A 20124-nucleotide genomic window follows, 5' to 3' on the forward strand; every position below is an offset into this window, starting at 1 on the left:
CGGGTTTCCGGGCGTTGACCGGAAGGGGGCCACGTGTGAATGCGCTTACCGCGGTGACCGAGCCGGATTCAGCCGATTCCTGACGGGTACTCGCGCCCCATGAGCCAATCGAATCCCATCCAGATCCAGAAGTACCTCTCCGTCGTCAGCGCGGAGGTTTCGCACGCATGAGGCGGATCTGGAAGGCGTACGGCGAGGACAGGCCGTTGCCGGGCTACCTCCTGGCGATCGGCAGCTACGCGGTTCTCGCCGGCGCCGTCACGGTGGCCGGGCGCCTGACCGGTGTCCAGCTGCCCGAACGGTTCTCGCTCGCCGACACCGCGCTGGTCGGCGTGGCGACGCACAAAGCGAGCCGGTTGCTCACCAAGGAGGCCGTGACGAGCCCGCTGAGAGCTCCGTTCACCCGCTATGAGGAACCGGAAGGGCACGCGGAGCTCAAGGAGTCCGTCCGCTCGGACCATCCGGCGCGGCACGCGATCGGCGAACTGCTCACGTGCCCGTTCTGCGCGGGCGTGTGGATCGCGAGCGGGCTCACCGCGGGCTTGGTGTTCGCGCCGCGGCTGACCCGCCTGGTGTCGACGGTGCTCACCGCCGTCGCGGCGTCGGACGCGCTGAACCTCCTGTACGGCAACCAGAAGTCATGACTCCGGCGCGCCGGAGCGGTGTCCGCCCGCAACGGACTGCGGCCGGACACCGTACCGAGAGCAACGAATTCTTCTTCTACGCCAACGGTGTCAGCGCACGGCGGCACGCCGGCCGAGCGCCACGCCCAGTCCGATCATGCCGATGCCGAGGACGAAGTGCAGCCAGTCGTCCGCGGTGTCGAGCGGCACGAAGTTGGCAGTGCTCATCTTGTCGATCACCAGGCCGTACGGCCACAGCACCAGGTAGATCGCGCCGCCGCCGATCAGGAACGCCCGCGAGCCGGCGGCCGCGCGTGCGGCCAGGAAGAACACCGCCGCGACGACGAGCGCCGCCTGCTGGACCAGGGTGCGTGTCCTGACGTCGACCACGGGAGTCACCTCGTTCTGTGATGGACACGGTCGGCGATCGGCTACCCGGCGCGGGTAGGCACGAACGCGGGCGGGGTATCCGGACCGGTATGGACGACCAGACGATCGAAGCTCTCGGCAAGCTCAGCAAAGCACTGGAGACCGTGGAACAGGCGCGCGGCCACCTCTACTCGTTCCACCAGCTCACCGGCAGTGCGGATTTCATGCTCGACGAGGCGATCGCCGCGTTGCGCGCGGCGGGCCACCACGACCACGCGGACCGCGTGCAGCGGGACCTGGTCGGCAGGAACGTGTTGCCGGGGAAGTGGACGTTCGAGATCGTCGACCTGTACGACGACACCTACTACGACGTGTTCCGCGATGTGGAGCGCGCCACCAGGAACGACTTGGGCGGCGGCAGGCGCCACGAGCACGAGGCACGGCTCAAGCGCGAGCGTCAGCGGCTCAGTGCCGCCGCGTACGCCGACAGGGACTCCCGGTCCGGCTGACCCGTCTTCGCGATCAGCGACGCCACGTGCTTCTCGACCGTGCGCGGCGAGATGTGCAGCCTGGTCCCGATGGCCTTGTTGCCCATTCGGTCAGCCAGCAACACGAACACCTCGAACTCGCGCACCGTCACGCCGTGCCCGCGCAACTGCCGCGGCACCTGCTCGGTACCGCTGCGGCGTTGCTGCACCGGCGCTCCGGCCTGCCTGAGCAGTCCCCGGCACGCCGAGGCCACCGCCGGGATCCCCTTCTGGTGGAAGTACTCCTCGGCCGACCGCAGCCAGCCCACCGGATCACCCCACCCGGTGACTGCCGGGGCGACCAGGCGCAGGCCCAGGTGGCGGGCCAGCGGGTACAGCGCGGCGGCGTCCTGGGCGCGGGCGAAAGCGGCCAGGGCCTCCTCGCACCTGCCGTCACGGCCGAGGAGAACGGCGTGCGCCAGATCCGCGAACTGCCGGTTCCAGCGCATGGTGGCGGCACTCGAGTCCACCTGTGCCCGGAAGTCGGACCAGCCGAAGCGGCCGTCGAGCACGCCGAGCAGCACGCGCATGCCGTGCGTGCCGGACAGGTGGAACGTGGTGGGGTTCTGCGACTCCAGCGCAAGAGCGCGGTCGAGCTCCTGCGTCGCCAGTGCGTGGTTCTCCTCGAGCAGGGCGCAGAACGCGCGGGCGAGCCCGATGCAGAGCGGGTACTCCTGGGCGCTGCTCTTCCCGACGGACTCGAACTTCGCGACGGCGTCGTCGGTTCCGGCGCGGTCGGCGCGGTGTGCGGCCAGTGTCGCCTTCGCCATCAACAGATAACGGGTCAGCGCGTGGAACCGCAGGCGCTCGGTGATCTCCAGGCACCTGTCGATCTCCTCCGCCGCCACCGCGTAGTCGCCGACGAGCACGGACTGCAGCGCCAGGATGGCGTCCACGTTGTGCGCCACCGTGATCGCGCCCGTCCGGAACGCCTCCGAGTGTGAGCGGCTGAGCGCCTCGGTGCTGCCGTGTTCGAGCCAGTCGTTGCCCGCCCGCCGCACCAGCGCGGTGGCGTGCTGGATCGGCATCTGATGTGCGTCAGCGAGTGCCAGGGCTTTGCCGAAGCACGCGTTGGCCTCGGCCAGGTCCTGCTCGCGGGCGATGATCCCGAGCAGTTGCCACGCCTCGCACGCCACCGCCGGCAGCTGTGCCCGTGCGGCGGCATGAGCGGCCTGCCTGGCCAGCGCCGCAGCCGAGGAGATCCGGTCCGCGCTCGGGATGTTCAGCGTGAGGTAGGCAGAGTTGACGTCCAGCTGCGCGGTCAGCTCGTCGGGCGCGCCGGGGCCCAGCAGCGTGCGGGCGACGCGCACCTGTTCCACGCCTTCGGTGAACCACCCGGCGGTGTGGGCGACGCGGGCGAGCCGGGTGTGCAGCTTCGCGCGGCGGGTGCTGTCCAGGCCGGGCAGGGTGATGTCCAAGGCGAAGGCGCGGTCGAAGTCGCCCTGCACGGCCAGCGCGGGGAGAAGGGTGTCGAGGACGTCGGCGCGGGCGGTGACCTCGTTGTCCAGCAAGTGTTGTGCGCGATCCAGCAACGCGACCGCCGACTCCGCGCCACCGCTCGCCAGCGCCCTCCTGCCCGCCTCCGCGAACAGCAGACCTGCCCGCGTGGCGGAACCGGCGTCGAACCGCAGTTTCGCGACGAGCGGGCACCAGTCGCCGGGCAGCCCGGGATGCAGGTCCTCGATCGCGTCGGCGGTGCGCTGGGACAGTTCCGTGCGTTCGGCCGGGGTCAGCTGCGTGAGCAACGCGTCCGCGGTCAGGGGATGCCGGAACGCGTACCAGTCGGGGGCGGGCTCGTCGGGCGTCACGAGCTGTGCGGCGACCCCGGCGTGCAGGTGGCTCAGCAACCCGCGGTCGTCGGTGCCGCTCACCCGCTGCACCACGGAGAGCGGGAACCGGTGGCCGAGCACGGCCGCGATGGACAGCACCTCGCGGCCCTGCGGTCCCAGCCGGTCCGTGCGGTGCGCGACGCTGCGCACGAACGCCGCCGGTACCGGCAGCTTGAGCTCGCCGAGCACCTGCCAGCCCTGGGCACCGGCGACGAGCAGGCCGCCGCTCACCATGCCGTGCAGCAGTTCCTCGATGACGAACGGGTTTCCGGCGCTGTCCGTCCACAAGCGATCTGTGAGCTCGGCCGGCACCCGGTCGCTTTCCAGGCAGGCGGCCGTCATCTGCCCGACCTCGTCCTGCGTCAGCCTGCGCAGTTCCATCAGGCTGCCGGAGCCGCGCTGCACCATCCGGTGGATCAGCTCCAGTGCGTTGCCCGGCTCGGTGCGGATCGTGGCGAGCAGCAGAACCGGTTGCTCCTCCAGGTTGTCCGCGAGGTACTCGATGACGGCGAGCGTCTCGGCGTCGGCCTCGTGCAGGTCTTCGAGGACGAGCAGGCACGGCGTCTTCCGTGCGACGGACCCGAGCAGTCTGAGCACCGCTTCCGCCAGCACGAGGACGGATTCCGACGTGGACCTGTGGTCGTTCCACTCCGGGATCAGCTTGCCCAGCACGGGTTTGTACGGCCCGAGCGCGGAGTCGTCCGGCGGTTCACCGCGGAAGAGGCCCAGAAGGGCCTCCGCGATTGGACGAAACGGCACCATCGGGCCGATCGTCGTGCCGCGTCCTTTCAGCACCCGCATGCCCAGCTCGAACGCCCGGCCGGCGGCGTAGCGGGCCAGCCGGGACTTGCCGATGCCGGCCTCGCCGGTCAGGAAGACCGCGCCACCACGGGATCCGCGCGCGTGTCCGAGTGCCCCCGTGATGGCCGCGACCTCTCGATCACGGCCGACCACGTGGGGCGCTCGGGTCTGCATGGCTGGACCCTAGCGGCCGGGACGTCCGTTCCGTATCGGCTGCCCAGGCATATTCGACGTCGAAGTTTCTACCCCGAGTGTGTTGGGTCTACTGGACGCTGACGCTCGTGTCCGACAGCGTGGGCGTGATCGACGCGAAGGCACCCACCGCCAGCGTCAGGCCCACCATCGCGCGGGCCCGCGCACCCGCGAAGGTCTTCGGGGTGAGCTCCATGTCCCCGATCACGTGCTCGACCTCGTCGGTCTGGGCGGCCGGGCGGTGCAGGGATTCGTTCATCTGGTGCACTCCTCGATGTGTTGTGTTGGTTCCAGCAGCAGGACCGATGGCACCGGGAACCCTTGGCGCAGCAGGCCGTGGCCGATTCCGGCCAGGCCCGTGAGCAGGCCGGGCGATGGCACGCCGCCAGGCGTGGCGCAGCGCGGGCCGTGGTCGTCCAGGGCTCCCAGCAAGAGCGCCGTGCGGCGGGTCGCGGCGCTGGGGTGGTACGCGGCCAGTGCTTCGACGATGCCCAGTTCGCCGTGGCAGAGACTCATGTCCCGCAACGGTTCCCGTGATGCCAGCAAGCCGGCCAGGCGTTCGTCGTCTCGTGCCACGGCCACGCCCGCGAGACCACCGCACCAACCGGAGTCGGTCGGGTCGATGGCGTCGCTCTCCAGGAAGGCCAGGCCTGTCACATCTGTTGACTCGTTCGAAACCGTTGCCGCGTAACGCCGCAGAGCCCATCCGATTCCCGCATGACCACGGGCGAAGCCATTCGTGGAACAAATCGCCCCACGTAGGACCGTCGCGTAGTGGTCCGCGAGCGCCAGAGAATCACGGGTACCGACGGCGAGCATCGCGGCGAGCGAGCCCGCGACACCGTCCACTACGCTCATCGACGAATCTTCCAGCGGCATCAGCGACACCGCCGTTGAGAGCAGTGCGGGATCGAGGCTGAGCAACGGGGTCAGCCGCGCCAGCCCGTAACAGATGCCGCCCAGGCCGTGCAGTCCTCCGCCGGCCGCCGAGACGAGTTCCGGCGTCGAGGCGAACAGCTCCAGCAGCGCTGGCAGGGGGCGCATCGCGTCCACGGCGAAGTCGACGTACCTGGCCGCCCCGGTCAGCGCTCCCAGCTCCGCGAGGAACAGCGCGACACCCGTGTAGCCGTTGGACAAACCGGCTCCGAGCGGCTGCACCGCCCAATGCCTGTCGTCGACCAGTTCGAGCCCGAGCCAGTTGACCCGGTTCTCGCCGGTGACCGCGTGCGCGAGGATCTGGTCCGCGATCCCGCAGGCGGCGACCAGCAGCCGTGCCGGATCGGGGTCGACCGGGGCGACGTCGCAGGACAACGAGGCGGCGGAGTGGTGCGAGACCGGTCTCGGCCGCGACGCGAGCGCCGCCGCGATCACCCATTGCTGGTCGTGCCGGTCGACCTCGCTCATCGCCGCGATCTTGCGTTCGACGGCGTGCAGTCCGGGCTCCGGCAGCATCCCCGGCAGCCGGAGCCCGGACCCGGTCCACAGGTCGCGGGAGCCCGGCCGGCAGGTGAACAGCGGCACGTCACCGCGCCACAGATCAGCGACCTCGAACGGCACCAGCCGATCGAGCAGGGGATCGTCGACCACGAGAACACCAAACGCCAGATCGCGGTCCAGCGCATCGGCCAAGACAGACGGATGTGTCGACTCGTCGAGCAATCTTGCGTATTGACGCGTCGCCCGCGCCACGAACCGCACCTCGTCGTCCGCGCACGCCCGCACCAGCCGCAGCAACTCGTCCCGATGCGCCACGATCGCGTCGTAGCCCGCGCGGAACCCCGCGAGCAGCGAGTCCTGGTAGTCGGCGGGCTCGGCCGGGGTCCCGTGCAGCAACGGCCGGTTGAACGCTCCAGCGGACACGCTGGGCCGCCGCACGAGCCGCATCCGGTCCGTTCCCGCGTCGGCCCAGTCGACGACGTCCAACGGCGACGGCGCGCCCCGGTCACCGCCGACGCCGCCCACGTCCACGACGCCGTTGTCGCCCAGCAGCACGTGGGGGAGCAGTGCCGTGCGGTACACCGAGCGGGCCAGCGCCAGTGCCGCCGGGTCCTCGGACCCGCCGGGCGTCGGGTGGAACAGCGTCTCCACGTCCACGAGCACCGGCTGGTCCCCGCACGCGATCAGGTTCTCGTAGTGCATGTCCGTGCCGTCGACGGCGTAGAGCAGGGCCAGCAGCGCACCCAGCCGGCGGTAGAACTCGGCGACCCCGGCCACGTCCGCGCACGGTTCGTACTCGACGTGTTCGAGCCACCCGTACCCGTCGCGGGTGAGCAGCCGTGGCGATCGGAAGGCGATTCCAGTCCGCGTGGAAAGCCATGCCAGTTGGGCGACGAACCGGACGTGCAGGTCGGCCGGTCGTGGCCGGTAGACCAGCTTCGTCCCGGACTCGAAACTCAGGATCGCGACCGTCCGCCCCTGCAGGTGCGGATCCCCCAGGCCCGTCTCGATCGACACCAGCGCACCGGGATCGAGCCCGCCGAACACCTCCCGGACGATCTCCGCCCGGTCGCGGGTGAACCGCGACGACAGCTCGTGGTGCACGGAAACGGCCTGCTCACAGGCCTGTGCGAGCAGCCGCGCCAGCACCGGGTAGCGGGAGAAGACCGCGGACAGGTCGAGCGTCCGGGTGAAGTCGTCGAACCGCTCGGCCCCCGTGCTCCCGTCCAACGTGCCGCGGGCCCGGTGCAGCTCCAGCACCAGCGTGCGGGCCGCGATGCCCACCAGCCGCCGGCCGAGTTGCTCGGCGAACGCGGCGTCGAACGGCGGCGCGATCTCGGTGCGGGCAGCGTCGATCAACGGGCGCAGCGCGTGCGCGAAGGCCGCTGTCCAGCTCTCGCCTGTGCTGGTCTCGGCAGCGGAGGTCACACCGGAGAACTTCGCACGCGCGACCCGCGAGCACATGGGGACGAGACCCCCAGATTTGCGTCCGGACGTGAATATGGGGGACCACACCCCATGTTTCCCCGCTCCCACGGCCTGAGACTCGAGGTCCGAGGAGGGAACGGGCATGAGGGAGTTCGGCGAACTACTGCGCACGCACCGCATCCACGCTGGCCTGACCCAGCAACAGCTGGCTGACTTCGCGATGGTGAGCGTGCGGGCCATCCGCGACCTGGAATGCGGGCGCACCCGGTCGCCACGCGCCGAGACGGTGCGCCTGCTCGCGGACGGGCTGCGGCTGGACGAGGGCAGCCGCGCGAACCTGCAACAGGCCGGCGGAAGGCCGGTGGGCCCGGTGCCGGTGGCACCGCCCGCGCCGACCGCGGTGATCGTGGGCCGCGAGGTGGAAACCCTCGCACTGATGGACCTGCTGGCCGAGTCCCGTGCCGCGGAGGGTGCGGTCGTGGCTCGGGGCCGCCAGGGCGGCACGGCAAGTGGTGGTGTGGTCTCGGACGGCGCGCTCGCCGAGGGGAACGGGACCGAGGGCCCCACCCGGTCCCCAGGTCGTCTTCCCGGCGGCGCGGCGCTGACGGACCTGCTGGCGACGGGCGTCGGTGCGATGGCCGAGGGGTGCGCTGCGGACGGGGCGTGTGCCTCCGGGCGGGAGGCGGGCGCGGGACGGCGGCTGGTCACGATCACGGGCGTCAGCGGGGTCGGCAAGACACGGCTCGCGCTGGAGGTGGCGGGCGAGCTGCACTTCCGGCTCGGCTGGTCGGTGTTGTGGCATCCGACGCGCACGCCGGTGATCGACGACGACCAGGACACCGTCCTCGTCACCGACCGCCTGCCCGACCTGTGCCTGCTGGCCGCCCACCCGCGGCTGCGGATCGTGGTCACCGCGCTGGCACCGGCCGGGCTGCCCGGCGAGCACGTGTTCCCGTTGGCGCCGTTGGGTGATGACGCCGCGGTGCGGTTGCTGCTCACGCACGTGCACCGGGTGCGGCCGGGGTTCCGGGCGGAACCCGGCAACCAGGCCGCGCTGACCGGGCTCGTGCACGAGCTGGACGGGTTGCCGTCGGCGCTGGAGTTCGCCGCCGGGTGGTTCATGGTCTACTCGCCGCAGCACCTGCTGGAACGGCTGCGGTCCAACCCGATGGACCCGACGTCGGCGCACCTGCGCGACTCGCTGCGCCGCTCACTGTCCACATTGGACTCCGACGAGCTCGCGCTGCTCACGCGGATGGCTGACGGGCACGACGCCGGGTACGACACCGGCGACGACGACGCGCGCGGCTTGTGCGTGCGCGGACTGGTCCGCCGCGCGGGACCCCGATACGAGGTGCTCAACCTCGTGCGCGCGGCGGTGCTGGAACCGGTGTCAGGGCCACACCTCGCTGGGGGTGTGGCCCTGACCTGGCCCTGACCTGGCCTGTTAGGGATCTGCGAACGGCTAGAACTGAGCGGTCAGGCAGGCGAGGCGGTCACCGGCGGTGCCCGCCTTGCCGTGCTCGGTGCTGGAGTGCGTGGCGTGCACGATGACCGCGTTCGCCTCGCCCTTGCGGAACTCCCACTTCACCGTCGCGGTGCCGGTCGCGGCGCCCTGCGCGTCGGTGGTGAAGTCGAGCCAGATCTCGTTCTGGGCGTTGGCGTACTTCGGGTCGACGCTCGGCGTCACCGGGTCCTTCTCGTTCTGGTAGTGCGGGCCCGAGTCGGCGGGCTTGGCGCCGCACGGCTTGGTGTGCACGTGCGAGCCGTACTTGGTGTTCGGCAGCAGGCCGGACACCTTCAGTTCGACGGTCGTCTGTCCACCTGAGACGGACGAGCCAACGGAGAGCTTGGCGCCCAACGGGATTCGCTTGACATCGTAGGTGATGCCCTTCGGCTGGTCGCCGGAGCCCGCGGGGGCCGCGACGTCGGTCTCGGCCACCGGCTTGATGGCGGGCGGCGCCTGAGAGGAGGACGGGGCCTCGCTCGAGCAGGCGGCCAGTCCGGCGGTGAGCAGTACGGCACCCACGAGGGCGGCCACAGTCGTGCGCATGTCTCTCCTTGAGTCAACGGCTTTCCAGGTTCCCACCCCCTCCACGTCCACCATCGGGTGACTGGTTCAGATCAATTGAGACGAGGTCGGTGAACGCCTGCCGATAGGCCGCACACAGGTGATAACCGCCGTGAGTCTCCACTTTGTCCGGAGAGCCGTCCGTCTCATTTGCCCGGCGATCAAGCGGGTTGTCCTCCCAGCCGTGCACCGGGAAGCCGAGATAATCAGTGCGGCGCCACAGGTTTATCCAGTTCTCGCCCAGCAACGTCGTGAGGCCGCGTTCCGGCGCCTCGCCAGGCTTTCGCCGCCACGGATCGCACGAGAACAACGCGCCCGCCCGCACCTCGGGCGTGCCGAGCACGGCGGGACCGAGCAGTTCGGGGAAGATCCGCCCGAAGTACGGCCGCAGCTGCACGCCGTACGTCAGCAGCTGAACCCGCCGCAAATACCCTTCCGGCAACGCGAACAGCGCCGCCACGGCCAGCACCGCGCCCAGGCTGTGCGCGGACAGCACCACGCGATGATCAGGCGACTCGTCCAGGAACTCGCGGGAGCGGTCGGCGATCTCCGGCACCGCGCGCTCGGCATAACAGGGCGGTGCGAACGGATGCGCCGTGCGCGGCAGGAAGCACATCAGGTCCCACAACAGCCCGAGCGGCCGGCGGTTGGTGAGCATTCCGGCTCCGACGAACGACCCGATCACCGCGACCCCGGCGAGCCCGGTGATCCAGTCGCCCTTGCCCGCCACCCACGTCACGCCCTGCCACTGCGACCACGAAGGCGCGTCGAACGTCAGGTAGCAGGTCAGGATCAACGCGAGCACGCCGAGCGTCGACAGCACGCCGACGACGTTCTCCGAACGGTGCGTCACGGCGACCATGTGCCGCACCCGCACGACGAGCACCTCGGCCTCGCCGTCGAGCACGGCGGGCGCGAGCAGCCGCGACAGCAACGTGACGGCCTGGGCGATCACCAGCAGCACCAACGGAACCAGCGCCACCGCGAACGCCGCGCTGAACCACGAGTAGAACGACGGTGCCCGCAGCCCGGTCCCCACCCAGCCGCGGAACGTCAGCACCAGCACCGCCGACAACATCACCGACGAGGTCAGCGACAACCCCAGCAGCACACCGGGTCCCGCCCCGCGCCACGCCTGCCACTCGTCACCGTGCCGCGGCCGCGCCCGCCACGCGAGCACCCCGCCGGCCACCGCCGCGCCGACCCAAGCGAGTGAAACCCAATACGTGGCAACCATGAACACGACGAACAGCACGAGCAGAATCAAAGGCCCCTTGGCGTCGTTGCGCCGCCACGACCACGCCGCCAGCACCGATCCGAGCAGCGCCACCGTGACGACCGGCGGCCCCCACGACGTCAGCCACAGCGGGCCGGTGAAGTCCGGCGCGATCGCGTACAGCGCGAACCCGTGCGCCACCAGCACGATCACCGACGAGATCATCAGCAGCCACGACCACAGGCCGCCCTTCTCGGTCGACGGCACGTCCGGGCAGTCCGTCGCCGTCACCACCACGCGACCCATGACCAGGGCCAGCAGTCCACCGGCGAGCACGGTGAGTATCAGGAAGAACGCGTGCTGCAACTGCTGAGCGCTCGTCACCAGCACCACCACGCAACACCCGGCCGCGATGTGCAGGCGGGTGAGCCGGCGGATCCGCGGGCTGCCCTCCCACATCGACGACCGGCTGAGCATCACGCCGGGTCGCCGCACCGGCTTGCGCCGCATCGTCGTCCCCTCGTACCTGCTGCGGGACAACGACGTCAGCGCGAGCAACCCGAGCAACAGCAACACCGGCACGGCGGACGCGGCGAGCACCCTGACGTGCCGCGCCGGATCACCGAGCAGGTCCAGGAACTCCGGCAGCCGCTTGCAGGTCGTGCCCGGCAACGAGCATTGGACGGCGTAGATGTCGATCGCCACCTCGCACACGGACAGCACCAGCAGCACCGTGAGCCCCAGCCCGAACAACCGCGTGGAGGCCGCGCCGCGCCCGGCGTTCCACCACACCATGTGCTTGGTCGTGGGCACCGAGTCATCCGGCAACCGACGTGACCAGTAGGCCACGTTCGCCAGCCCGAACGGCAGCAGCAACGCCCACCCGATCCGCCCCAGCACGTTCGCGAGCACCGACGGCACCCCGCTGCCCGGCACCCCGGGAGTGCTGCGCGCCATCCCGCCCCACGAGTACGCCTCGCGCCGCACGTCCGCGGGCACCTGCCCGGCGTGGTCGGGCGGCAGATCGGCGAGTTTGTCCGGCTTGGGCCTCCAGAAGCTGCCGAACCGGTCGCCGCGGAACTGTTCGACCGCGTGATCGGGGAGCGCCAGCATGGCGTCCGGGGGCGTGTTGTTGACCCCGTGGATGCGCAGTTCCAAGGCCCGTGGACTCATCGCCGGCCTCCCTTTACTCCAGTTGTCGTCCGGAAAACTGCTCCAATTAGCGGCCGAACGGGTGAAAAAGGTGTATCCAGCCGCCCTGGAAAGCCTCTACTTGGCAAGGAGGCCCGCCATGACCGCAACCGCTCACCCGAATGTCGCAAACTCCGTCGGACTCGCCGAGTTCCTCGCGACGTCGGGCACGCTCACCCTCGCGCAGCGCAAGCTGATCGTCGACCAGGCGCTCGTGCTGCTGGAACAGAACTACGCGCATCTGCCCCTCAAAGTCGCGATGCACGCGGTGAACCCCGTGCAAAGACTCAGGGTCTTACGAGCCAGACTCGAACGGCAGACCGACGCCACGGCCGAGCCCGAGTGGCAGTTCCACCGCGAGCTGTCGAGCACCTTCCACTCGGTGCGCGACCTGCACACGAACTACCTGCTGCCCGCCCCGTTCGCGGGCAAGATCGCCTTCCTGCCGTTCCAGCTGGAGCGCTGCTTCGCCGAGGACGGCACCGAGGAGTACCTCGTCGCCCGCACGGTCGCGAACTTCTCCGGTCTCGCCGCCGGTACCGAGGTGACGCACTGGAACGGCATGCCGATCGCCCGCGCCGTCGCGTTGAACGGCGCGATCTTCGCCGGCAGCAACACCGCCGCGAACCTCGCCCGCGGCCTCGAGTCGCTCACGTTGCGGCCCTTGGTGATCCAGCTCCCGCCGGACGAGGACTGGGTCGTCGTGACCTACCGCGGCCCGGCCGGTGCCGAGGAGATCCGGGTCGACTGGCAGGTCACCGACAACCTGCCGCCGATGACGGACGTCGACTCGCTGTCGCCCGCCGCGGCCGCGCAGGGCGTCGATCTGGACTCCGACGAGAAGGCCCGCGCCAAGAAGTTGTTGCACGCGCCCAAGGTCGTGCAGGCCGAGGCCTCCGGTGGGGCCGTCGCGATGGCCGCGCAGGACGTCCCGACGACCATGCCCGGCGTGTTCCGCGCCCGTCCGGTCAGCACGCCGTCCGGCGAGTTCGGCCACTTGCGGATCTTCACGTTCAGCGTGGACGACCCCGAGGCGTTCCTCGCGGAGTTCATCAGGCTCGCGGCCCTGCTGCCGCAGAACGGGCTCATCGTCGACGTCAGGGACAACGGCGGCGGCCACATCTTCGCCTCGGAGTTCCTGCTGCAGACGATGACGCCGCGGCGGGTCGACCCGGAACCCGTGCAGTTCCTCAGCACGCCGCTGAACCTGCGGATCTGCCGCCGGCACGCGGACGACCCGACCGGGCAGATCGACCTCGGCCCGTGGTTCCCGTCGCTCGACTCCTCGACCGAGACCGGCCAGGCGTTCTCCTGCGCGCACACCATCACGCCGGTCGACGGCGCGAACGCGGTGGGCCAGACCTACCACGGCCCGGTCCTGCTGATCACGGACGCGCGCTGCTACTCCGCCACCGACATCTTCGCCGCGGGCTGGGCCGACCACGAACTGGGCCCGATCCTCGGCGTGGACGACAACACCGGTGCCGGCGGCGCGAACGTGTGGACGCACGGGTTGTTGATGACGCTGCTGAAGATCCCGGCGCCGGGCGACACCGAGTCGCCGTACAAGGCGTTGCCGGGCAAGGCGAACATGCGCGTGTCGATCCGCCGCACGCTGCGGGTGGGCAAGCTCTCCGGCACGCCCGTGGAGGACCTGGGTGTGCGGCCGACGCACCAGCACAAGGTGACGCGGGCAGACCTGTTGCAGGGCAACGTGGATCTGCTCGCCAAGGCGGGCTCGCTGCTCGCCGCGATGCCGGTGCGCAGGCTCGGCGTGGCGGTCGACGGGACGACCGTCTCACTGGACACCGTGAACCTCGACCGGGTGGACGTCTACGTCGACGGCCGCCCCGCCACCTCGCAGGACGTGACCGACGGCGCGCACATCGTGACGTTGACCGCGGCCGGGCGCGAGGTGCGCGTCGAAGGGTTCGCGGAAGGGCAGCTGGTGGCCGCGCGCAAGGTCACCAGTTGAGAGAGCGGGCGCTTCCGGTGACTCCATGACCGGAAGCGCCCGCACCAGACCTACCTGGTGAACGTGTAGGCGCGGTCGGCGGCCACGACCGCCAGTTGAACCCGGTTGTCCTGCTTCGAGCCCTGCGTCCAGACGACCTCGCCGTTCGGGCGGAAGTTCGTCGCGATGCTGATGTTGTACTGGTCGAGCTCGCTGAAGACGATCACGCCACCCCGGTGATCGCTGACCGTGCCGGTGCACTTCTCGCGCTCGCAGAGCTGCTGTGGCGAGTCCCTGTAGAAGCCGGGAGCGTTGACCTGCGTGATGACGCTGACCTTCCGGCCCTGGTACGTGAACGAGACGTCGTTGGCCATGTACTGCATGTCGTCGAACACGCCCGCGGCCTCGCCGCCCCACGGTCCCGGCGTGATGTGCTGCGCGCCGGGGTAGACCCTCTTGTAGCTCTTCTGCTGGTGGGCGGAGAACTCGTCCGCCTGCTTCTGCAGCTCCGCCTTGGTCTTGTGGACCGGCGTGATGTCCTTCGGCGGCCACACGAGATCCGTGGAAGCCGAAGCCGGGTCCGATGCCGACGCCGTCGCCGTGCCCGCGAGACCGATGAGTGCCAGGCCCGTCAGGGCAGCCGCCATCACGTTGCGCATGCGCATGTATCCCCCTGGTGATGTGTGCTTGCACAGAGGGAGACGCCGCAAGATCACCAAAGGTTGCTACGAGTTCTTGCTAGAGCCAGCCTCGCCGCATCGCCTGAACTCCGGCCTGGAACCGGGTCTGCGCGCCGCACCGGTCCATCAGCTGCCGCACCCGCCGCTGCACCGTCCGCGGCGCCAGCCCGAGCTGCCGTGCGATCGACTCGTCGGTCAGGCCGGCCGCGAGCAGCCCGAGCAGGTTCGGGTCGATGTCGGCCGCCGCCGCGTAGATCCCGCCGGGGCTGAACGGGATTCCCTTGTCCCAGTACAGCTCGAACGTCGACCGCAGCACGTCCAGCAACGCCGACGGCCGGATCAGCAGCACCTTGTCGATCACGTCACCGGACGCCACGGGCAGCACGGCCGCGTGCGCGTCGATCACGGCGAGCTTGAACGGCAGCGTCGGCGTGACGCGGGCCCGTTCGCCTGCCGCGACCAGTTCGATGATCTCGGTGACCCGGCCCGGCAGGTCCACCGCGGACCTGTCGTAGACCACCCGCCACTGCACGTCCCGTTGCCGCGTCGAGTCCTCGAGCTCGGCGTGTTCCTCCTGCGGCGACAGGTACGGCGGCTGGTCCAGCACGCAGACCTCTTCGCGCGCACCGCCCAGCAACGTCCGCCACAGATCGCGCACAGCGTCCTTTCCGGACACCACCTCGACGAACGCGTTGTCCGCCAGCTCCTCGTCGCGGTTGCGCAGGTACAGCTCCATCAACGGGCCGACGTCCGCGCGGGCCCGGCGGTTGGCCTCCTCGCGGGCCGCGATCAGCGCCTCCACGGCGAGATCGGGCGGGACGGCCTGCCACACGTCGCCGGGCAGGTGCCGGACCATGCCGAGCTCCCGCATCGACTCCAGCAGGGAGGCCGAGGCGCCGATCTCGTCGGTCGTGCGGCTGCCGCCCGTTACCAGAAGCTCGTAAACAGCGGTCTGTTCCGCGTTGACGCCCAGGTGTCCCAACACGGCCACATTGTGCGCCATTCAGACCAATACCCCTGTCGTGAACACGCCAGTGTCGTCAAACAGCCTCCTCTAGACCTGTTTTCGCAGGTGTGACCCGGCTTACGGTCCCTCCACCTCCGCAGCCGGTTCAGAACACTGACGCCCTCAACGGCACGCGAAGGCCCTGCGTGGAAGGACCTCACGTGAACGGATTGCGACGCACGACCCTGTGCGCCGCGGCAGTTTCCGCCGCCGTGTTCAGCGTTGTCTCACCCGTCAACGCCGCTCCATCTCAAATCCAGTCCCAGCCGGACTCGACCCAGGTGAACCGTCCCTTCGAGCGGCTGATCGTCGGCTACAAGCCCGGCACCGCCGAGGCCTCGTCCGACACCGCTGCCTCGGACGACGCCCGCAAGAAGGGCAAGTCCGTCCACCGCCGCACGGCGAGTGGCGCGGTCGTCGTCGACCTCGGCGCGAAGACCATGAACGCCGACAACACGATCCAGGCGTTCAAGAACGACCCGAAGGTCGCCTACGTCGAGCCGGACCTGCTGATGCAGCCGTTCGCCGACCCGAACGACACCGAGTACTCCCGGCAGTGGGACCTGTTCGAGGCCACCGCGGGCATGAACGTGCCCGGCGCGTGGTCCAGCACCACCGGCTCCGGTGTGACCGTCGCGGTCATCGACACCGGCTACGTCGCGCACAGCGACCTGGCATCCAAAGTCGTCGCGGGGTACGACTTTGTTTCCGACTCCGCTCGTGCTCGCGACAACAACGGCCGTGACTCCAACCCGGCCGACGAGGGCGACTGGACCGCACGCGGTGAGTGCGGCACCGACGCCAACGGCCAGCCCGTTCCGCCGTCCGACCAGGGCTCGTCCTGGCACGGCACGCACGTGGCCGGCACGATCGCCGCGTCCACGAACAACAGCAAGGGCATCGCGGGCATCGCCTACGACGCCAAGATCCAGCCGTTGCGCGTGCTCGCCAAGTGCGGTGGCGCCACCTCGGACATCGCCGACGCGATCACCTGGGCGTCCGGCGGCACGGTGAGCGGCGTGCCCGCGAACGCGACGCCCGCCAAGGTCATCAACATGTCGCTGGGCGGTCAGTCGTCCTGCTCGACGACCTACCAGAACGCGATCAACGGTGCCATCAACCGCGGCACCACGGTCGTCGTCGCGGCCGGCAACTCGAACGCCAACGTCGCGAACTTCACCCCGGCCAACTGCAACGGCGTGGTGACCGTCGCGGCACTGGGCCGTGAGGGCAACAAGGCGTTCTACTCGAACTTCGGCACCCGCATCGACGTGGCGGCGCCCGGCGGCGAGACCCGTCGCGGCACCGACACCCCCGGCACCATCACCACGCCGGAGAACGGCATCTGGTCGACGCTGAACGCCGGCGCGACCGTCCCCGGTGCCGAGAACTACAAGCCCTACCAGGGCACGTCGATGGCCGCACCGCACATCGCGGGCCTCGCGGCACTGCTGGTGGCGAAGAAGCCGTCGCTGACCCCGGCCCAGGTCAAGGACCTGATCAAGACCAACGCCAGGGCGATCCCCGGCACGTGCAGCGGTGGCTGTGGCGCCGGCCTGGCCGACGCGACCAAGACCGTGAACGCGCTCGACACCACGCCGCCGCCGAGCGGTGGCCTGGAGAACACCACGGACGTGGCGATCGTCGACCTCGGCACCGTCACGTCCTCGATCAGCTCCACGGTGACGGGCAACGCCTCCGCCACCACCAAGGTCGGCGTGGACATCGTCCACACCTACCGCGGCGACCTGGTGATCGACCTGGTCGCGCCGGACGGCACCGCCTACCGGCTGAAGAACTCCTCCTCGTCCGACAGTGCCGACAACGTGGTGGCGACCTACACGGTCAACGCCTCGTCCGAGGTCGCGGCGGGCACGTGGAAGCTGCGGGTCCAGGACGTGTACTCGGGTGACACCGGGTACATCAACTCCTGGAACCTGACCCTGCGATAGCTCCACGAGTTCGCCGAGGGGCGGCGCTCTCCTTCCTGAAGGAGGCGCCGCCCTTTCACATGCTCACGAGTTTCCTGTTGCGCTGCACGATCCGTTCCAAGTACTCGGCCACCGTCCGGATCGACGGCAACCCGAGCATGTGCCGCTGGGCCTTCCTCGCTCCCTGCCGCACAGCCGCGTTCGTCAGTGCGTACCGGCAGGCAGAGGCCACCGCGTCCGCTTCGAAGCCCTGCACCCGGACACCGATCCCGAGCTCGCCGACCCGGTGGGCGTTGTGCATCTGGTCGTGCAGCACCGGCAGCACCGCCACCGGCACCCCGGCCCGCATGGCCTCCCGAATCGAGTTGTAACCCCCGTGCGACACCAGCAAGTCCGCCGCCTGCAACAACAACGCCTGCGGCAACGTCTCGACCAGGTGCACGTTCGCGGCTCCGGCGTCCTGCACCGGCAACCCGCCCGTCAGCACCACGGCCTCGCAGTCCACAGAGGACAGCCCGGCCACCACCGTCTCCAGGTGCGCCAACGGCGAATGCCGCAACGCCTGGTCCGGCAGCGCGTCGAAGTCGAACAACCGCAACGCCGACTCGGTGGCGAACACCCCACCGGACGTGCTCGTCGACGCCACCACCAGCGGCCGCGACGGATCCAGATCCGCCACCCACTGCGGCAGCCGTTCCCCAGCGGAGTGGTGCGACGGCTGCTGGAAGGCGAACGCGGCGGGCATCGGCTGGCGGGCGAAGGAGTAGCCCGGCGGGACCGCGTCCAACCGCCCGTACCGGTGCGCCGAGTCGAGGGATTCGTGCAGCGGCAGGCGAAGTTCCGCGCGGCGTTCGTTCAGAGCGTTCAGCAGCGTCACCCGGTCCAGGTACGGACCGACCCCGGACGGCGCCGCCACGTGCGGCACCCCCAGCCGTTCCGCCACCAGCAGCCCCGCGAACTCGATGCCGCCGCGCAGCACGAGATCAGGCAGGAAGTCCGCGGCCACCGGCAGCAACGCCCGCGCGGCGTTCGTGATGTGCGGACCCGCGGCGAACTCGACGATCATCTCGTCGGCGAACGGGTCGTAGTCCGGTGGGAGCGCTAACACCTCGCCCTGCAACAGGTCCGCCAGCTGGTCGCACACCTCGGGCAGCACACCCGCGGTCCGCACCGGTTCGCCCGCGAACCCGGCCAGCACCGAACCCGGGCCCGCCACCAGCACCTCGTGCCCCAGCGACGTGAGCATCGACACGAGGGGGAGGGTGGCCCGTGCGTGGGCAGCCGAGAACGCGACCGTGCACAGCACGCGCACGACAAACCTCCCCTGCCCGCCTAGGGTCCGTTCCCCACGGTAAAGAGCCGCGAGTGTCTGAAGGAATGGCGAAGTTCCACTCGCGGGTAACGTCGAGGGCATGGCGACACTGGTGACGTTCCACGCACATCCCGATGACGAGTGCATCGTCACGGGCGGCGTGATGCGGAAAGCCTTCGAAGAGGGGCATCGGGTCGTGCTCGTGGTCGCGACCCGCGGGGAGTCAGGCGAGATCCCGGACTTCCTGGAGGAGGGCGAGGAACTCTGGCAGCGGCGGGTAGTCGAGACGCAGGTGGCGGCCGACCTGCTGGGTGTGGCGCGCGTGGAGTTTCTGGGCTACCTGGACTCCGGGATGATGGGCGACGAGCTCAACGACCGGCCGGGATCGTTCTGGACGGCCGACGTCGAGGAAGCCGCCCAGAAACTCGCCGCGATCCTGCGGGAAGAGGACGCGCAGGTGCTCACGATCTACGACAGCTTCGGCGGATACGGCCACCCGGACCACGTCCAGGTGCACCGGGTCGGCAAGCGCGCGGCCGAGATCGCCGCGACACCGGCTGTGTACGAGGCGATGGTGAAGGAGTCCAAGTTCCGCGACGCGATCGACCGCGCGGGGCTCGACCAGCCGCCGCCGCTGGGAGAGGACGCCGTGCCGGAGTCGGAGATCAACGTCGGCGTCGACGTGTCGAAGTACCTCGACGTGAAGCGGGCCGCGATGCGTGCGCACGCCTCGCAGATCGCCGAACACTCGCTCTTCCTGGCGCTGGACGACGAGACGTTCGCCGACGTCTTCGGCACCGAGTGGTTCATTCGCCGAGGCCACGGTCCAGAGGACGCTTTGGAGCTCTAGCAAACAAAACGGGGGCGGCCGAGTGGCCGCCCCCGTTCGTCGTTCAGCTAGTTCACGCGCTGCGGCGGCGGCGCAGGAACAGCAGCGTGCCGGCACCGGCACCCACCAGGCCCAGACCCGAGAGCAGCAGCCACAACGGCGACGCACCGGTCGCCGCGAGCGGCGGTTCCGGCGTGCTGCCACCGGGAGCCGGGGCGGCCGGGGTCGACGACGACGGCGGCGTCACGGAGGACGAGGGCACCTCCGGCTGGGTCGGAACACCAGGCTGCTCAGGCTGCGGCGGCTTCGGCTCTTCCGGCTTCGGCGGCGTGTTGTCGCACACCGTGGTGGTGTACGTGAAGTGCTTGTCGTAGTTCCTGCCCTTTGACTTGTCGGTGTCGTAGGCCTTCACGTCGACGGTGAACGTGTGTGCGACCTTGCCGTTCAAGCCCTTCTTGTCCACGCTCCACTGCGAGCCGAACTTCTCGGTGGGGACCAGGACCTTGTCACCGTCCATGATCACAACGGTGTTCTTCTTCTCGGGCGCGAACTGCGTGAGGTCCACGTGGAGGACGGCGTCCTTCCCGTCGCACTTCGCCCACCCGTCAGCGGTGTGCGCGCTGGCAGGGGTGGCCATCACCAGAGTGGCCAGTGCGGCGGTGCCAGCCACCACGAACGCGCCGAGAACTCTACTTGCCAACGGTTTTCTCCTGCTCTGGTTGGTGCGT

The 20124-nt window shown here is 69.9% G+C and carries 16 protein-coding genes; 6 read left to right on the forward strand and 10 right to left on the reverse strand.

Annotated features, from left to right (window positions below):
* Positions 1-167: 167 nt before the first annotated feature.
* Positions 168-644, forward strand: coding sequence for a DUF1360 domain-containing protein (locus ACWGE0_RS30510; RefSeq protein ID WP_452264348.1), 477 nt, complete (start codon positions 168-170; stop codon positions 642-644).
* A gap of 90 nt (positions 645-734) precedes the next feature.
* Here the strand turns inward: ACWGE0_RS30510 and ACWGE0_RS30515 are convergent, their stop codons facing one another.
* Positions 735-989, reverse strand: a complete 255-nt coding sequence (locus ACWGE0_RS30515) for a DUF4383 domain-containing protein (protein WP_452264402.1) — start codon at positions 987-989, stop codon at positions 735-737.
* Positions 990-1102: 113 nt separating this feature from the next.
* Here ACWGE0_RS30515 and ACWGE0_RS30520 point away from each other — a divergent pair, with 113 nt between their 5' ends.
* A complete protein-coding gene (locus tag ACWGE0_RS30520) occupies positions 1103-1501 on the forward strand; it encodes a hypothetical protein (protein ID WP_452264349.1) in 399 nt (132 codons plus the stop codon).
* Here the strand turns inward: ACWGE0_RS30520 and ACWGE0_RS30525 are convergent.
* From ACWGE0_RS30525 to ACWGE0_RS30535, 3 genes are all read right to left on the reverse strand, one after another.
* Positions 1450-4323 (reverse strand): AAA family ATPase, encoded by a 2874-nt coding sequence (locus ACWGE0_RS30525; protein WP_452264350.1) that lies wholly within the window; start codon positions 4321-4323, stop codon positions 1450-1452. The two genes, ACWGE0_RS30520 and ACWGE0_RS30525, sit on opposite strands and share 52 nt — an antisense overlap.
* An 88-nt stretch (positions 4324-4411) precedes the next feature.
* Positions 4412-4600, reverse strand: coding sequence for a hypothetical protein (locus tag ACWGE0_RS30530; RefSeq protein ID WP_452264351.1), 189 nt, complete (start codon positions 4598-4600; stop codon positions 4412-4414).
* Entirely contained in the window at positions 4597-7206 is a 2610-nt protein-coding gene (locus ACWGE0_RS30535; protein WP_452264352.1) for a type 2 lanthipeptide synthetase LanM family protein, read from the reverse strand. The genes ACWGE0_RS30530 and ACWGE0_RS30535 overlap by 4 nt, the downstream gene beginning before the upstream one ends.
* 142 nt (positions 7207-7348) lie before the next feature.
* Between ACWGE0_RS30535 and ACWGE0_RS30540 the strand changes: the two genes are divergently transcribed.
* Complete coding sequence (locus ACWGE0_RS30540; RefSeq protein ID WP_452264353.1) at positions 7349-8644, forward strand: helix-turn-helix domain-containing protein; 1296 nt, start codon at positions 7349-7351, stop codon at positions 8642-8644.
* Positions 8645-8671: 27 nt separating this feature from the next.
* Here the strand turns inward: ACWGE0_RS30540 and ACWGE0_RS30545 are convergent, their stop codons facing one another.
* Positions 8672-9259 (reverse strand): superoxide dismutase family protein, encoded by a 588-nt coding sequence (locus ACWGE0_RS30545; protein WP_452264354.1) that lies wholly within the window; start codon positions 9257-9259, stop codon positions 8672-8674.
* A gap of 13 nt (positions 9260-9272) precedes the next feature.
* Positions 9273-11666, reverse strand: a complete 2394-nt coding sequence (locus ACWGE0_RS30550) for a hypothetical protein (protein WP_452264355.1) — start codon at positions 11664-11666, stop codon at positions 9273-9275.
* Between the two features lie 118 nt (positions 11667-11784).
* Between ACWGE0_RS30550 and ACWGE0_RS30555 the strand changes: the two genes are divergently transcribed.
* Positions 11785-13659: a S41 family peptidase gene (locus ACWGE0_RS30555; RefSeq protein ID WP_452264356.1), complete on the forward strand. Its 1875-nt coding sequence runs from the start codon at positions 11785-11787 to the stop codon at positions 13657-13659.
* Between the two features lie 50 nt (positions 13660-13709).
* Here ACWGE0_RS30555 and ACWGE0_RS30560 read toward each other — a convergent pair whose 3' ends face one another.
* Together ACWGE0_RS30560 and ACWGE0_RS30565 are read right to left on the reverse strand one after the other, a co-directional pair.
* Complete coding sequence (locus ACWGE0_RS30560) at positions 13710-14303, reverse strand: hypothetical protein (protein WP_452264357.1); 594 nt, start codon at positions 14301-14303, stop codon at positions 13710-13712.
* Between the two features lie 73 nt (positions 14304-14376).
* Entirely contained in the window at positions 14377-15303 is a 927-nt protein-coding gene (locus ACWGE0_RS30565; RefSeq protein ID WP_452264358.1) for a LuxR C-terminal-related transcriptional regulator, read from the reverse strand.
* A 182-nt stretch (positions 15304-15485) separates the two neighbouring features.
* On the opposite strand from ACWGE0_RS30565, the gene ACWGE0_RS30570 reads away from it, so the two are divergent.
* Positions 15486-17276, forward strand: a complete 1791-nt coding sequence (locus tag ACWGE0_RS30570; RefSeq protein WP_452264359.1) for a S8 family serine peptidase — start codon at positions 15486-15488, stop codon at positions 17274-17276.
* Between the two features lie 55 nt (positions 17277-17331).
* On the opposite strand, the gene ACWGE0_RS30575 is transcribed toward ACWGE0_RS30570, so the two are convergent.
* Positions 17332-18567, reverse strand: a complete 1236-nt coding sequence (locus tag ACWGE0_RS30575; protein WP_452264360.1) for a glycosyltransferase — start codon at positions 18565-18567, stop codon at positions 17332-17334.
* A 100-nt stretch (positions 18568-18667) separates the two neighbouring features.
* Between ACWGE0_RS30575 and ACWGE0_RS30580 the strand changes: the two genes are divergently transcribed.
* Complete coding sequence (locus ACWGE0_RS30580; RefSeq protein WP_452264361.1) at positions 18668-19417, forward strand: PIG-L family deacetylase; 750 nt, start codon at positions 18668-18670, stop codon at positions 19415-19417.
* A 52-nt stretch (positions 19418-19469) separates the two neighbouring features.
* Here the strand turns inward: ACWGE0_RS30580 and ACWGE0_RS30585 are convergent, their stop codons facing one another.
* Positions 19470-20096, reverse strand: a complete 627-nt coding sequence (locus ACWGE0_RS30585) for an LPXTG cell wall anchor domain-containing protein (RefSeq protein WP_452264362.1) — start codon at positions 20094-20096, stop codon at positions 19470-19472.
* Positions 20097-20124 lie beyond the last annotated feature (28 nt).

The sequence above is a fragment of the Lentzea sp. NPDC054927 genome (assembly GCF_053610285.1).